This window comes from Desulfuromonadaceae bacterium (genome assembly GCA_019429445.1).
GTDB lineage: Bacteria > Desulfobacterota > Desulfuromonadia > Desulfuromonadales > JAHYIW01 > JAHYIW01.
Window position 1 is genome coordinate 1 of the sequence record JAHYIW010000029.1, and the last position, 14,650, is coordinate 14,650.

Here is a 14,650-nt window from a genome sequence, read left to right on the forward strand (position 1 = left end):
GGGGACCTTTTCACTCCTTTCCTATCGTGATCCGCATGTGCAGCGTACCCTTGATGTTTACGATGCTGCGGCCCGCTGGGCGGCGCGCGGTGATTTTGATGACGCCGCTATCAAAGAGGCGATCATCGCTGTATTTGCTGATCTTGATCGCCCGCTCTCGCCGGGCGGACGGGGGGCGCGGGAGTTTGCCAATCAGTGTCAGGGGCTGACGTGTGAACTGCGCCAGCAGATGCGCGCCGCCATTCTTGACGTCGATCACGAGCATCTCGTTGCCGTGGCTGAACACTATCTGGTTGCCGGGCGGGAGCACAGCGCGGTGGCAGTGGTTGCCAGCGAGGAACTGTTGCAAACGGCAAATACGACCTTGGCTGAAAAGCTCGAAATCAGACCTGTCTGACGACCGGACGCAGGTGTTGACTTTGTTTCCGCACGGCTTTTGTGTTGCGACGAATGTTCCCTCTATGCTATAAAAATTACTCATGATTTTCATATTCAGAGGCAAAAATGACACTAGTTGACCAGATTATTCGTAATGCTTTGCACGAGGATATCGGTGGTGGTGACCTGACCACAATCGCGACGATTCCCCCCACGACACAAACGCGCGCTGAACTGGTGGCGAAGGACGATTTTACTCTTGCCGGAATCGATGTTGCGGGGAAGGTTTTCAAGGCATTAAATAGCGCTATCGACTATGAGCCATTGACCCGCGATGGCCATCAAGTGCGCCGGGGGGATGTTCTGGCCTGGATCAGGGGGGATGCCGCATCAATTTTGCAGGGGGAGCGCGTTGCTCTGAACCTGTTGCAGCGAATGTGCGGAGCTGCAACGCTGACGCGCCGCTTCGTTGACGCGGTGGCCGGGACCAAAGCGGCGATTGTCGATACGCGAAAGACGACCCCGGGATTGCGCGTCCTTGAAAAATACGCGGTACGGATGGGGGGCGGGCGCAATCATCGGACGGCCCTTTACGACGGCATTCTGATCAAGGAAAATCATATCGCCGCTGCGGGAAGCATCGAAGCGGCATTGCAGCGGGCGAAAGATTATGCTCCGCACACACTCAAGATTGAGATTGAAACACGAGATCTGGATGAAGTTCGACAGGCCCTTGATGGTGGAGCAGATATTATTCTGCTCGACAATATGGATCTGGCGACGTTGCGACAGGCGGTGGAGCTGGTTGCCGGACGCGCCTTGACGGAAGCTTCGGGGGGCGTCAATCTTGAGACGGTGCGTGATATCGCCGAGACCGGCGTCAATTTTATTTCGGTAGGAGCCTTGACGCACTCCTGTCGAGCCGTCGATATTTCCCTGCTTTTTGATTGAATCAGCCAACGATGGCGCGCGGCGATCTTTCCGGCAAGATTCTCAAACTTTTTCGTGAACAGCCTGCGGGGTTTGTTTCGGGGGCACTGTTAAGCCGTGAACTGGGGGTGACGCGCGCGGCGATCTGGAAGCAGGTTGATCGCTTGCGTCAGCGCGGCTACCAGATTGAGGCGGTGAGCTCGAAGGGGTATCAGCTCCTGGAAACGCCGGATTTATTAGCCGCCGATGAACTGGCGGCGGATCTCGGCAACACCCGTATCGGGCGGCAACTGGTTTGTTTTGAGGAGATCGATTCGACCAATGTACAGGCGCGGCGACTGGCGGAAGAGGGGTGTGCTGACGGCACGGTGGTGATTGCTGATCGTCAGACTGCCGGTCGCGGTCGCCTTGGGCGAGGATGGGTTTCGCCGGCCGGGGTGAATTTTTATGGTTCGATTGTGCTGCGCCCGCCGATCCCGGCGGTTGAGGCAAGTCAGCTGACTTTTTTGTCGGCGGTTGCCACGCGTGAAGCGATTGCCGCCTGCGGGGCGCTTTTGCCGACCATGAAATGGCCGAACGACATTCTGCTCCTGGGCCGAAAAGTCGCCGGACTGCTCAACGAACTGGATGCCGAGACCGAGCGGGTCAACTTTGTCATCCTCGGTATCGGGGTGAATCTCAACATGACCGCAGACCAGTTCCCTGCCGATTTACGTTATCCGGCAACATCTGTATTGCTGGAGACCGGGACCCCGGTTTTGCGACTGACTTTCGCCCGTCGATTGCTGCAAAGGCTTGATCACTGGTATCAGCACTACCTGCAGGACGGATTTGAGCCGGTATTGCGCGCCTGGGAGGAGGGCTGTGATCTGGTCGGGAGTGAGGTTGAAGTTGATTGTCGTGGTATCTTGCGGCGTGGTACCGTCACTGGCCTGGACAGTGACGGGGCGTTGCTGCTGCGGACGGCAGCAAGTCCACGGGAACGCATCCTTGCCGGTGATGTCCGGCGCTTGTAGTGATCTGGAAGGTCTTTCGAAACAACATTGATGGCGTCGCAAAAAATCCGCCCTACGGCGTTACGCTGATTTTTCAGGACCTCGACCTACCTGATGGAGGCCTTCGTCCCTGAAAAATCACCAAGCCTTGTATGACGAAATTTTTGCTTAGCCATCTCATTCTTTTTTGCGAGTGCATCAACATTGAACGAATCATTCGCGGGGAGAACAAGCGTGCTGCTGGTTATTGATGTTGGGAACACCCATACCGTCCTCGGTGTCTATCGTGATGATGAGCTGCTTCACCGCTGGCGGGTGACGAGCGATGTTTCGCGTACGGTTGACGAATATGCGGCCCTTTGTCACCAACTTTTCCAACTATCGGCTCTGCACTTTTCTGCTTTGAACGGGGTGGTTATTTCCAGTGTTGTTCCCCCGCTGGTGAAAACGCTGGAAACGCTCTGTCGTCGTTATCTCAACTGTTCCCCTTGTGTGGTTGGCCCCGGCATTGAGACCGGCATGCCAATCCATTATGATGACCCGGGTCAGGTCGGCGCCGATCGGCTGGTGAATGCTGTTGCCGCCTATGAAAAATATCGTCGCTCCCTGATCATCGTCGATCTCGGCACCGCGACGACGTTCGACTGTATCTCTGCGGACGGTTGCTTTGAGGGGGGGGCCATTGCTCCCGGTCTCGGTATTTCAGCCGAGGCCCTTTTTTCTCGAACCCGCCAGTTACCACCGGTTGAATTCAAGAGTCCGCCGCAGGTGATCGGTAAAAATACTGAACATAGCATGCAGTCGGGGATTTTTTACGGCTATGTCGGTCTGGTGGACGGCATCGTTGAACGCATGCAGCGGGAGTTACCTGATGAGCCGTTGACGGTGGCGACCGGCGGTCTGGCCGCAGTGATTGTCGCCGCATCACGAACGATCAGCGTGACTGATGCGGATCTGACGCTGGACGGGTTGCGAATTATTTATCAGAGGAACAAACAGCGTTTTGACACCCTGAACGGCGAATGATAGAATACTTGACGGTTCATGACCGGAAGAAGACCAGCGTTCAGTTGTAATGTGAAGCAAGGAGCGGATCCATCTCATTTTCTCTATTGAATGTCCCTTGCGGGATGCAATGAAAGGAGCGAGCATGGCAAAGATCGAGACGTCTAATATCAGGAATCTTGGTATTGTCGGGCAAGGTGACGCGGGGAAAACCTCGTTGACCGAGGCAATTCTGTTCAATACCGGCATGACTGACCGCCTGGGGCATGTCGATGACGGGACTTCGACGATGGATTTTGAACCGGAAGAGGTGAAGCGGCGGATCACGATCAGTTCGAGCCTGCATCACTGTCACTGGAAGGATCATGATCTGCATATCGTTGATACCCCCGGTTATACGAACTTTCTCCATGATACCCGAAATTGTCTGCGCATCCTGGGGGGCGCGGTTTTGGTTGTCTCGGCGGTTGACGGCGTCAAGGCCCAGACTTCAACCCTCTGGAAATGGGCGGAGGAGTTTGAAGTCCCGCGGATGGTTTTTATTAACAAGCTCGATCGCGAACGCTCCGATTATCTGAAAACCGTTGATGATATAGAAAAAACGCTCAGCACCCGGGCAGTGGCAATAAATATGCCGATTGGACAGGAAAGCGATTTTCAGGGGATTATTGACCTGATTTCGATGCAGGCCCGCATTTTTCAATTCGACGAAAAGGGGACTTACGAAGAAACGGAAATCCCTGCGGAATATCGTGATGAAGCTGAGCGGCTACGGACCATTCTGGTTGAAGCCGCAGCGGAGTCAGATGATGCGCTGATGGAGAAATATCTTGAGGAAGAAACGCTTTCCACCGATGAAATTCTGCACGGATTGCGTGAAGGAACGCTGACCCAGGTATTTACTCCAGTGGTGTGCGGCAGCGCTACGGCGAATATTGGTATCCGTCAATTGCTCAATTATATCGTTTGTTGTTTGCCTTCACCGCTTGACAAGGGCACGCAGATCGGGATCAATCCCAAAACGCAGGAGGAGGTGCAGCGTGAGCCCGATGCGAACGAACCTTTTTCGGCGATGGTGTTCAAGACAATTAGTGATCCCTATACGGGGAAACTGACCCTTTTCAGGATCTACTCGGGGACGTTGAAGTCAGATTCCGTAGTTTATAATCCCAACCGGGAATGCACGGAGCGGATTTCCCAGCTTTTCCTGATGGAGGGGAAGAAGCAAAAACCGGTCAGCGAAGCGTTTGCGGGGGATATCGTGGCGGTTGCCAAGCTCAAGGAAACAGCCACGGGGGATACCTTGTGTGACGGAGGAAAACCGATCGTTTTTGCCAGTCCGATGGCACTCAAGCCGGTGATTTCCTTTGCTCTGGAAGCCAGAAGTAAAGGGGACGAAGAGAAAATCATGAGTTCACTCCAGCGGTTGATGGAGGAAGACCCGACCTTGCAGGTGCAACGCGACGAAGAAACAAAAGAAATGATCCTCTCGGGGATGGGGCAGGTGCATGTCGAAGTCGCGATTGAGAAATTGAAACGTAAGTTTGGTGTCGATGTCATTCTCAAGGAACCGAAGGTCCCTTACCGGGAAACGTTGAAAAAGTCGGTCGATCAACACTATCGACATAAAAAGCAGTCAGGCGGTCGTGGCCAGTTTGCGGATGTCCATATCCGGGTTGAACCGCTACCGCGGGGGAGTGGTTACGAATTTGTTGATAAGGTTGTCGGCGGAGTTGTGCCGCGGCAATATATTCCGGCCGTCGATAAGGGGGTTCAGGAAACGTTGCGCAAGGGGATGCTGGCCGGTTATCCGGTTCAGGATGTTCGCGTAACCCTCTACGATGGTCAGCACCACTCGGTCGATTCCTCCGAGATGGCCTTCAAAATCGCCGGTTCAATGGCTTTTAAACGGGCCTCGGAGAGTGCCGTTCCGGTACTTCTGGAGCCGATCATGCAAATGGAGATTACCGTTCCCGATGAGTGTGTCGGGGATGTTATCGGGGACATGAATTCCCGGCGAGGCAAGGTTCTCGGCGTCGATCCGCAGGGGAGCAATCAGGTCGTTGGCGTTCAGGTACCGATGGCAGAAGTGCTTAAATATGCGCCGGAGCTGCGTTCCATGACTTCTGACCGTGGACTTTTCAGTATGGAGTTTTCACACTACGAGGAAGTCCCTTCGCATCTGACCGCGAAGTTAATTGCCGAATTAAATCAGGAATAACGATGAGCTGAGAGCCGGACCGTGTTGACGGTTCGGCCTCTCCTTTTACAGAGGTTGGCCATGAAATTTCCGAGTTTCAAGAAAAGGTCTGCTGCTGGGAAGACGCCAGAAGAAAAACCGCAGCAGACAAAAGCGTCCAGGGGCGCTGGCGGCAAAGGGTCTCAGACACGATTGCTGGTATTGTTGCTCCTGCTGGTTGTCCTCGGCGTCGGTGCCAGTTTTTACCTTGGAATTATTCCGGGGATGCCAGAACCTGCGCAACAGGCTCCGGTGACGCAGCAGGTCAAACGGCAGGCGATTGCCAAACCGGAAACTTCGTCAGTCCAAAAGCAGGCGATACCCAAACCTCCTGAGTCAACGCAAAAGCCGGTGGCTGTCGTCAAACCGGTGCCGACAAAGGAGACAAAAAAAGTTGTTGAAGAGCAGGTCCCAGCGCAACCGGTGGCCGCTGTTGCGTCGCAACCGATGGTTAAAAAAACGGTTGCCGCAACAACAGCAGTGCCTTCAGTCAAACCACAGCCGGTCACCACGGTGCTGCCGGTCAAGTCTGCTGACAAACCCGCTGTCAAGAAGCAGAAGTTGGGGAATTATACCGTGCAGGTCGGCACCTTCCTGATCCCCGACTCGGTGAAAAAAGCGCGTAATGTCATCCGCAAACTTGGTTTTGACCCGGTTGTTACCGACGTCCGCCAGGCGGTCAACATGACACGTCTGCGGGCTGACGTTTATCCGGACAAGGCGGCTGCGGTTGCGCGGGTCAAGCAGCTTAAATCTGTCGCGCCAGACTCATTTTATCTCCAGGTCGGGGCAGAATATCACGTTTATGTCGGCAGCTTCTTCAATATCGATACCGGACGACGCTTCGCCGATCATCTCTACACGCGGGGGATCCTGCTAGAAGAGGAAGAGGTCTCGATTGTAAAAACGTTGAAGCAGGTGAGCTTTGGCCAGTTTGTCGAGAAAAAAGAAGCTGATCAGGCTGCGGCCAAAGCCCGCAAGAAAGGGCTTGATGCGCAGGTCAGTGGACTTGGCAGTCATCGGTAAGCAAGCGGTGAACGGGTGATACAAAGCTCTTCTTCAGTCGGAATCAAGGTGCCGCAGGTGGTGGCTCGTGTGGTCGCCGGGAGTGTCTCACGGCAGGTGCGCTTGCAGGCCGCCCGGGCAGAACTCGACTTGCATGGCCGCGATCTGCTCCTTGCCTTGCTCCTTCTTTGGCAGGGGAATGATCCCGAGGTTAAGGTGGAGGCAGGGAAAACTCTGCGCCACTTACCCGAAGACGAGATGCTCGCTGCGATTGTTGCCGAGCCAGCTCTGCATCCCCGGCTGCTGCTCCTTTTGGCCCGTTTTCGCTGGCGCTCGGTGGCGATCCTTGACGCACTCCTCACCCACACGCAATTACCCCCCACCCTGCTTGAAGCGGTCTGTTTACAGGCTCCGCAGGAGATTGTTGCGCTGCTTGAAAAACACGAATTGTTTTTTACTTACCCCGAGCTGATCGAAAAGGTGCTTGAAAATCCGTCGCTTGACGATGCTCAGCGTAAACATTATTCAGAATCAGAGATCCCCAAAATTGACGCAAATGATGACAACGATGCTGAGCCGACCCCCGTCACTGCGAGTGAGGGGGAGCCGACTGAGGATGAAAAACTTTCCAAATATCAGCAGGCCCTGACCATGAAGATTGCCGAGAAGATCAAGATGGCACTGACCGGTGACAAGGAGTGGCGGGCGATTTTTCTCAAAGACTCAAATAAATTGGTCTGCTCTGCTGCGATTAAAAATCCCCGGATCACTGATAGTGAGGTGTTGGCCGTCGCTCGCCTGAAAACGTCAAATGAAGAGCTCATTCGCTTGATCACCATGGGGAAAGATTGGGTCAAAAACCCGGAAATTAAAAAAGCATTGGTTGTTCACCCGCGTACTCCGTTGCCTAAAGCACTCAAATATATGGACGTATTGACGCTTAAAGATTTGAAGCAGTTGGCGAAGAGTAAAGGTGTTTCTCAAGCACTGGTCAACGCGGCACGGAAAAAAGTCGCGGATATCGCCAGGAAAATGTGAGATTTCATGGAAAACGTTTCAGGCAGGATCGTCGCCGTTTGTCGCAGTGCGGCCAAAGGGGAAAGAAAAAAGTCTATACCGGTGGGCGAGTTGATCGTTGAACACGGACTGGCCAACGATGGCCACGCCGGTCCCGGTCATCGCCAGATCAGTCTGCTGGCACAGGAAAGTATCGACAAGATGTGTGCTGCCGGGCTGGATGTCCATGCCGGAGATTTTGCTGAAAATATCACTACCAGTGGTATTGAGCTGCCGGTGCTGCCGATCGGTACACGATTGGCGCTGGGTGACAAGGCGGTTGTCGAGGTGACCCAGATTGGCAAGGAATGTCACCAGCGTTGCGCAATCTATGATCAGGCCGGTGACTGCGTCATGCCACGTGAAGGAATTTTTGCGCGGGTTGTGGTCGGCGGTGCAATTCGTGCGGGAGATCGGGTTGCGCGGATTGCTGCCCCGGTAAGCGAGGATCGCTCGGCATGATTCACATTGGCGTGCTGACCTTGTCTGACCAAGGTTCACGTGGTGAGCGGGTTGATGAAAGCGGGCGGATTGCACGTGAGCTTCTCGCTCCGGTGGGGGTTGTGAGCCACTATGAATTGCTGCCGGACGATGAGGAGGCAATTACCGCGAAGTTGCGGCAGTGGTGTGATGAGGAACATCTTGATTTGATCGTTACCACCGGAGGGACGGGGCTGACGCCGCGCGATGTGACTCCGCAGGCGACCGCTCCGTTGCTCGATTACGAGGTTGTGGGGATGGCTGAGGCCATGCGCCATGCGAGCCTGAAGATAACCCCCTACGCAATGATTTCACGAGCCCTGGCGGGGGTTCGCGGCAGTACCCTGATTATCAACCTGCCAGGGAGTCCCAAGGGGGTCAGTGAAAACCTCAACGTTGTATTGCCGGTCTTGAAGCACGCGATTGAAAAACTTCAGGGGGCCGAGTCAGATTGTGCCCGTTGACAGAGCTCAGGGAGACACCCCTGCCGCCAACGCTACAAGAATCCCCCCCAGCAGGGCGACCACTCCCTTGGCTCCTCGCTCCCGGTGAGATTCCGGAATCAGATCTGATGCGGCAATGTAGATGAATGAACCGGCGGCCACCGACATAAACATACCAAGAACCGTGAGCGGCAGGTGTTTCAGGAACAGGTAGGCACAGATCGCTCCCAGCGGAGTGGAGAAGGCGACGATTGCGGTAAAGGTCAGAGCCTTTGCTTTGCGATAGCCGTAATGCAGGAGAATGGAAGCAATCGAGACCCCGGCGGGAAGTTTATGGATGATGATCGCAAGGGTGGAGAGGATCCCGATTTCCAGGTCGATTTCGAAGCCGACACCGATGATCAGGCCGTCAAGCAGGGAATGCAGACTCATGCCGACCAGTGCAATACCGCCCAGCGGGTGGGGATTGGCGCAATGAGCGTCATGGCTGTTCGGTTTGTCGATGTCGGAGTGCAACAGCCCTTCACGGTCAGGGTGCAGTACCAGCAGTTGTTCCAGAGCGTAAAAGGCGACGAACGTCAGCAGAAAGATGTAGTTGGCTGATGTGGTCAGCGCCGTTGCTTCGGGGAGAATATGGGTGAAACTGACCGCCAGCATAACCCCGGCAGAAAAGGCCAGCAATGCTGGAGTGTTACGGCGACACCACGCTTCTTTGGTCCAGACCAGGGCGGTGCCGACAAGAAAGGCCAGGGCCGCCAGGATGCTGAAAAAGAGGATGTGTTCCCACGCTGTAGTCATGGCGGTGATGCTCACTGGTCAGGTTGATCATGTTGACAGGTTTTTGTGATTGTCGGCTGTTTTTCAGCCGGTCGGGATTATGGCATGTTCGCGGACAGATTTCAATCGTTGGATAGGCTCTAAGCGGGGAGCGTTATTATGTTGGAGGGAAAAAAACGGGTACTTTTGGTCGATGACGTGCAATTGTTTATCGAACTCGAAAAGTCATTTTTTCGGAAGGATGATTTTGATGTTTTCACCGCGAACGACGGTCAGGAGGCCTTGGTCGTAGCGGAGCGTGAACGTCCCGACATCATCTTTATGGATCTTTTCATGCCGAAGATGAATGGTGACGAGTGCTGCCGCCGTATCAAAGAGCATGTCGCATTAAAGTTTATCCCGGTGGTGATGGTCACTCAAGACGGCAATGACCGGGATATTGAGCTTTGTCTTCAGGCAAAATGTGACGAAATATTGTTCAAGCCGGTTGATCGCAACCGCTTTCTGGGTTCTGTCGGCAAGTTTCTTCATGTCCCACTGCGGCAATCATCGCGTTATTCGGGGCATCTGCCGGTTCAATTCTCTTCGTCCCGAACCCCGTTGATGCGTGGTTATTCGCTCAATATCAGCGAGCAGGGGATGTTCATCGAAGTCGCCCATATCGAACCGGTTGGCGCGGAAATCAGATTAAGTTTTTTACTGGCAACGCTGGCTGCCCCGATCGATTGCAGCGCGCGCGTTGTCTGGGTGAATTCATCCAGTGAGCGTAAACAATCACACTATCCTGTCGGGATGGGGCTGGAGTTCGTTGGTTTGTCAGCTGAGGACCAGTCGGCAATCAAGGCGTATCTGGGGACGTTGCGCCCCCTTGCAAAATAGGTTGGTCGGATGTGGTTTGTTGCTGAATTTTTGCGCGGCTGACGCGTCCATGGCTGCAAATCAATGAATAAAGATCAGGAGGTTGTAATGCGGATCACTCCGGCGACGGAATTGGCCACGCGAATTGAGAAACTCCAGGGATTCATGAACGGTGCTGAGGTTGACGCGGTGCTGATGCTGCAGAATGCCGATCTGTTTTATTTTACCGGCACGGTTCAGCAGGGGATTTTGTATGTCCCGGCCAGCGGCGCACCGCTTTACATGGTGCGCAAAGATGCCGCCCGGGCGCGGATGGAGTGTGGTCTGGAGCACGTCGTGCCGCTGAAAAGCCCGCGCGATCTGCCAGGGATTCTCGGCGATTTCGGCCTGCCCCTCCCGCAGACTGCCGGGTTGGAGCTCGATGTGTTGCCGGTGGCTCTTTATCAGCGACTGCAGGCCGCATTGCCCGGTTGTGTCTATACTGACGCCACGCCGTTGATCCGCCGGGTACGTGCGGTCAAATCGGATTACGAAATCAACATCATGAAGGACGCGGCCTTGCAGGTCGATCGCGTCTGTCAGCGGGCCAGGGAAGTGATTCGCGTCGGCATGACCGATCTGGAGCTGGCCGCCGAACTCGAATGTACGGCGCGTCGGCAAGGGCACCAGGGGATCACCCGCATGCGCGGGTTTAATTCCGAACTGTTCTACGGTCACATCTTCTCCGGCGCTGACAGTGCCGTCCCCGCCTATATCGACACCCCGCTCGGCGGGCTCGGACTCAATCCCTCTTTCGGTCAGGGGTGCAGTTACAAGAAGATTTGCGCCAATGAACCGATCACCATCGATTTTGCCGGGGCTTTCGACGGTTATCTGGTTGATCAGACGCGCATCTTCTGTATTGGCGGTTTGCCGGATCAATTGTTGCGGGCCTATGAGGATATGTACCAGATCCAGAATCGATTGAAGGCGATTGCCAGAACCGGCGCCATCTGGGGAGAAATTTATGATGAATGTTACGCCCTGGCGTGTGAACTTGGCTACAAAGACTATTTCATGGGCTCTGCCGGGGCGCAGGTATCGTTTATCGGTCACGGCATCGGGGTGGAGATTGATGAATACCCCTTTATCGCCCGAGGATTCAAGGACCAGGCGTTGGAACGCAAGATGACGTTTGCGTTTGAACCGAAGGCCGTTTTCCCCGGTCTGGGCGCAGTCGGGATCGAGAATACCTTCTGGGTGGAAGATGATGGCCTGCGTCATCTGACCTATTCCGACGAACAACTGGTGATTCTTTAAGCAGAGATGATGGCGTCGCAAAAAGTCCGCCCTACTGCGTTACGCCGGTTTTTCAGGATCTCGACCTACCTGATGTAGGCCTTCGCCCCTGAAAAACCACCAGGCCTTGTAGGACGAAATTTTTGCTTAGCCATCCCATAAGTTTTTGCGAGTGCATCAGAGATGAAACAAACAAAAAAGCCCCCTCGATTGAGGGGGCTTTTTTTAAACCGCAAACAAATCATTAAAAGTCAATGCTGAGCATCCCGGCAACTTGCAACTCCTTGGGAGCCTTGTCGCCGTCGTATTCAACCTCTTCGGTGGAGTAAACACCGCCAATATCGAGGCGCACCGCCCAGAGGTTGAGACCAAGCCCCCCCGTGAAATTCAGCTCGGCGTCACTTTCGGCCAGGTTTTGATACGCCCCGACGCGCAGAGCAAGGAAACGGAAGGCGTCCCACTCCAGCCCGACCGACAGGTTCTGGGTCTGGTAGGTGTAGCCAGGACGCGTCAAAATGGTGTCGTTCTTGGTCAGGTCGTAATCAACTTCGAGGGTCAGGGTTTCAAACGGCATAAAAGCAATCCCGGCGGTAACCTGGGGATCAAGGGTAACGTCGTCATAGGTCGCGGTAACCGTCTGACCGTTAGACAGCAGTGTGGTTTTGGTGAAGCCGTCAAATTCCGGTTTATTGAGGTTACGTCCGACCAGACCAATGTTGAGCATTGGAAAACGGGCCATCAGCCCAAGATCGACACCGAAAGAGGTGGTTTCCTTGTAATCATCTTCAGCATCGTCCATGACGCCACCGGAATCTTCATCAAAGACGAGCACCTGGGTACCGTAAACACGGCCTCTCATCAATTTGAAATTCACCCCGGCGGCGAAGTTTTCACCGAAGGTGAAACCGTAGGTGATGGGCACTTCGACGTGGCCGAAACCGTTCAATTGAACGGTGGTGGTGTTGTTTGCAAGGCTTCCGCCAGTAACCGGAAGCCCGGTTTCGGGGTCAGTGACTGTATTCCCATCGGCAAAATTAGCGATGTTGGACAGCAGGTTGACCGCTTCAGTCAACGTCGCCAGGTCGATTCCTTCCTGGCGCGCGACATAGTCGAGCGACTGGATCGCTGCTGAATTGTAGCCCGCTGAGATCAACTGTGCTCCCATGGCGGACGTAATGACGAGCTGCTGACCATCTCCTGGCTCGGCAGTGATGATCTTCGTACTCAGAATGGAAGAATTATAGCCAAGCGTCGAAGCAAAGCCAAGATTTACAGTGTCGACATTCAGAACCTGCCCCGCGGCCTGGACAAAACTGTGAACGCCGATACCGAATGAGCCAATGCGCAAGTTAAGGCCGCCGTTAACGCTGGTAATCACAGCGTTCCCTTCATCGTCCAGACCTGAAATACTACTGACCAGGTTAATCAGATCGGCGAGGTCACTGGCATTTTGTACACCGTTGTCACTCAGTCCTTGATAGTCGATATCCGCCAATTCATCCAGATAGGTGCCAAATTCGTTGGTTAGCCGATAGCCCCCTGCCGCGCTGAGCGCCAGCCCCCAGTCTTTACGACCGAGGTTGTTGTTGTCGCTGGCAAACTTTTTGCCGTTAGCATCCATTTTGCCGAAGAAACCAAAGGCGGCGGGATTGTAATATTGCGCGGTATTATTGTCGACCGAGGCGACGTTGGCTCCGCCCATTCCCATGGCGCGGGGACCAACCATAAACGTGTCGAGTGCCAGCGCCGGGGCGGCGCACAGGACAATGACGATGACAAGCATCTGGAGCGTGAAACGTTTGCTGAAAACCATAAAGCCTCCTCCTTCAAATGAAAACGTTGTGGGGTGAACGACATCCGAAAAGTAATAACATGAGCGAAATATAACCGAGATCATGAGGTCTTTTCAAGCGATTTTTGGGGAGAAATACGTCCGTCAAGAAAAGCATGGATATTTTCCAGCCCCGCCAACGCTCCGACCGGTAAGCTGATATGCGGTGGTGCGACCGAGGATTCACGCGGGTTGATGCGAACGACCAGAACATCGGGGTGTTCCCCGAGACGTTCACTGAGGAAGCGAATGGTCGGAATAGCCGTCCCCGCGCCGAGCTCGACGACGACCGTTGGGCGGTTGTGGTTGCGTTGCAAAAAAGAGTCGAAACGTTCCTCCTGGCGGGCGGTTCGGTCTGAAATCCACGCATAATCGCCAAACATCAAAACATTTGGACGGGCCGTTTTTTTGCAGTAACGGCAGGCGGGGATGTGCCCGGCACGCATTGTTTCGCTATTGATCGGAATCTCTTCATTGTGCGGCCAGATATTCGATGAGCAGGGAGTGGTACATTGCAGGTGGTGGATCGAGCCATGGACTTCGAGGATGGTGTCCTCGGTAAAGCCTGCTTTCTGAAATTGTCCGTCCACATTGGAGGTGACAACAAAGGTGTCAAGGTTGAAACGTTGGCTCCAGTCTTTCAGCAGCGCAAAGCCGTGATGGGGCTCAGTCGCGCGATAAAGATTGGTGCGATGACCGTAGAAGCCCCAGCCGAAGGCCGGATCGCGGTCGAAATGCTCTGGATTGGCGGCGCCGATAAAGTTGATGCCGAGCTGTTCATAGATGGGGTAGGCGTTCCAGAAGCCGTGACTGCCCCGAAAATCAGGCAACCCGGAATCGACCCCCATGCCGGCCCCGGCGGTAACAATGAGTGTGGATGCTTCAGCGAGTGCGGTTGCGATTCTTGCGTAACGATCGTGCAGATCAGTTTGCATCGAAATCCTCCCGGCCTAATCTTCGCGAACTTTCCCGCGTAACGCCTTGATGTGCCCTTTTTTAACTTTTGCGTCTGTTTTACGTGCTTTTGAGGCGTTGGTCGGTCTGGTCGGGCGCCGTTTTTTTGGTTCCACGGTTACGTCGCGAATCAGGGCACGCAGGCGGTCAAGCGCGTCTTCCTTGTTCATTTCCTGACTGCGGCTGGGTTGGGCCTTGATGATGATCGTCCCGCTACTGGTGATGCGCTGGTCGCTCAACGCCAACAGGCGGGCCTTGATGACGGCGGGCAAAGATGATGCGTTAATGTCGAAAAAAAGCACCACCGCGCTGGAAACCTTGTTGACGTTCTGTCCCCCCGCACCTTGAGCACGTACCGCTTTGAAGGTAATCTCACTCTCGGGGAGGGTAATGTCCGGGGTAATTTCAAGCATCGCACGCC

The 14,650-nt window shown here is 54.5% G+C and carries 15 protein-coding genes; 11 read left to right on the plus strand and 4 right to left on the minus strand.

Features of this window, described 5'->3' with window-relative positions:
* The 9 genes from K0A93_11445 to K0A93_11485 all read left to right on the plus strand — a co-directional run.
* A partial coding sequence (locus tag K0A93_11445; GenBank protein MBW6512703.1) for a peptidase M16 occupies positions 1-397 on the plus strand: 397 nt, incomplete at its 5' end.
* A 107-nt stretch (positions 398-504) separates the two neighbouring features.
* A complete protein-coding gene (gene nadC, locus K0A93_11450) occupies positions 505-1,329 on the plus strand; it encodes a carboxylating nicotinate-nucleotide diphosphorylase (GenBank protein ID MBW6512704.1) in 825 nt (274 codons plus the stop codon).
* An 11-nt stretch (positions 1,330-1,340) separates the two neighbouring features.
* Entirely contained in the window at positions 1,341-2,324 is a 984-nt protein-coding gene (locus K0A93_11455) for a biotin--[acetyl-CoA-carboxylase] ligase (protein ID MBW6512705.1), read from the plus strand.
* Between the two features lie 213 nt (positions 2,325-2,537).
* A complete protein-coding gene (locus K0A93_11460) occupies positions 2,538-3,329 on the plus strand; it encodes a type III pantothenate kinase (GenBank protein MBW6512706.1) in 792 nt (263 codons plus the stop codon).
* A 124-nt stretch (positions 3,330-3,453) separates the two neighbouring features.
* A complete protein-coding gene (gene fusA, locus K0A93_11465; GenBank protein MBW6512707.1) occupies positions 3,454-5,529 on the plus strand; it encodes an elongation factor G in 2,076 nt (691 codons plus the stop codon).
* 60 nt (positions 5,530-5,589) lie between these two features.
* Complete coding sequence (locus K0A93_11470) at positions 5,590-6,573, plus strand: SPOR domain-containing protein (GenBank protein ID MBW6512708.1); 984 nt, start codon at positions 5,590-5,592, stop codon at positions 6,571-6,573.
* 15 nt (positions 6,574-6,588) lie between these two features.
* The gene (locus K0A93_11475) at positions 6,589-7,590 is read left to right on the plus strand and encodes a hypothetical protein (protein MBW6512709.1); all 1,002 of its coding nucleotides are present in this window, start codon (positions 6,589-6,591) and stop codon (positions 7,588-7,590) included.
* A gap of 6 nt (positions 7,591-7,596) precedes the next feature.
* Complete coding sequence (locus tag K0A93_11480) at positions 7,597-8,070, plus strand: MOSC domain-containing protein (GenBank protein MBW6512710.1); 474 nt, start codon at positions 7,597-7,599, stop codon at positions 8,068-8,070.
* Positions 8,070-8,552 carry a MogA/MoaB family molybdenum cofactor biosynthesis protein gene (locus tag K0A93_11485; GenBank protein ID MBW6512711.1) on the plus strand — a complete coding sequence of 161 codons (483 nt, stop codon included), beginning with the start codon at positions 8,070-8,072 and terminating at the stop codon, positions 8,550-8,552. The genes K0A93_11480 and K0A93_11485 overlap by 1 nt, the downstream gene beginning before the upstream one ends.
* A 6-nt stretch (positions 8,553-8,558) precedes the next feature.
* Here the strand turns inward: K0A93_11485 and K0A93_11490 are convergent, their stop codons facing one another.
* Entirely contained in the window at positions 8,559-9,329 is a 771-nt protein-coding gene (locus K0A93_11490; protein MBW6512712.1) for a ZIP family metal transporter, read from the minus strand.
* 138 nt (positions 9,330-9,467) lie between these two features.
* Here K0A93_11490 and K0A93_11495 point away from each other — a divergent pair, with 138 nt between their 5' ends.
* Positions 9,468-10,187 (plus strand): response regulator, encoded by a 720-nt coding sequence (locus K0A93_11495; protein ID MBW6512713.1) that lies wholly within the window; start codon positions 9,468-9,470, stop codon positions 10,185-10,187.
* A gap of 87 nt (positions 10,188-10,274) precedes the next feature.
* On the plus strand, positions 10,275-11,465 hold the full coding sequence (locus K0A93_11500) for a Xaa-Pro peptidase family protein (protein ID MBW6512714.1): 1,191 nt from the start codon (positions 10,275-10,277) through the stop codon (positions 11,463-11,465).
* Positions 11,466-11,688: 223 nt separating this feature from the next.
* Here K0A93_11500 and traF read toward each other — a convergent pair whose 3' ends face one another.
* The 3 genes from traF to arfB form a co-directional block, all read right to left on the minus strand.
* Positions 11,689-13,257: a conjugal transfer protein TraF gene (gene traF, locus K0A93_11505; GenBank protein ID MBW6512715.1), complete on the minus strand. Its 1,569-nt coding sequence runs from the start codon at positions 13,255-13,257 to the stop codon at positions 11,689-11,691.
* An 80-nt stretch (positions 13,258-13,337) separates the two neighbouring features.
* Entirely contained in the window at positions 13,338-14,210 is an 873-nt protein-coding gene (locus K0A93_11510) for an NAD-dependent deacetylase (protein MBW6512716.1), read from the minus strand.
* A 15-nt stretch (positions 14,211-14,225) separates the two neighbouring features.
* Positions 14,226-14,642 carry an aminoacyl-tRNA hydrolase gene (arfB, locus tag K0A93_11515; GenBank protein MBW6512717.1) on the minus strand — a complete coding sequence of 139 codons (417 nt, stop codon included), beginning with the start codon at positions 14,640-14,642 and terminating at the stop codon, positions 14,226-14,228.
* Positions 14,643-14,650: the final 8 nt, after the last annotated feature.

Excerpts from the sequence above, each read along its gene's own strand:
- arfB (MBW6512717.1), bottom strand. The coding sequence starts at position 14,642 with ATGCTTGAAATTACCCCGGACATTACCCTCCCCGAGAGTGAGATTACC.
- K0A93_11455 (MBW6512705.1), top strand. The coding sequence starts at position 1,341 with ATGGCGCGCGGCGATCTTTCCGGCAAGATTCTCAAACTTTTTCGTGAA.
- K0A93_11510 (MBW6512716.1), bottom strand. The coding sequence starts at position 14,210 with ATGCAAACTGATCTGCACGATCGTTACGCAAGAATCGCAACCGCACTC.
- fusA (MBW6512707.1), top strand. The coding sequence starts at position 3,454 with ATGGCAAAGATCGAGACGTCTAATATCAGGAATCTTGGTATTGTCGGG.
- K0A93_11500 (MBW6512714.1), top strand. The coding sequence starts at position 10,275 with ATGCGGATCACTCCGGCGACGGAATTGGCCACGCGAATTGAGAAACTC.
- K0A93_11480 (MBW6512710.1), top strand. The coding sequence starts at position 7,597 with ATGGAAAACGTTTCAGGCAGGATCGTCGCCGTTTGTCGCAGTGCGGCC.
- K0A93_11495 (MBW6512713.1), top strand. The coding sequence starts at position 9,468 with ATGTTGGAGGGAAAAAAACGGGTACTTTTGGTCGATGACGTGCAATTG.
- K0A93_11490 (MBW6512712.1), bottom strand. The coding sequence starts at position 9,329 with ATGACTACAGCGTGGGAACACATCCTCTTTTTCAGCATCCTGGCGGCC.
- traF (MBW6512715.1), bottom strand. The coding sequence starts at position 13,257 with ATGGTTTTCAGCAAACGTTTCACGCTCCAGATGCTTGTCATCGTCATT.
- K0A93_11470 (MBW6512708.1), top strand. The coding sequence starts at position 5,590 with ATGAAATTTCCGAGTTTCAAGAAAAGGTCTGCTGCTGGGAAGACGCCA.
- nadC (MBW6512704.1), top strand. The coding sequence starts at position 505 with ATGACACTAGTTGACCAGATTATTCGTAATGCTTTGCACGAGGATATC.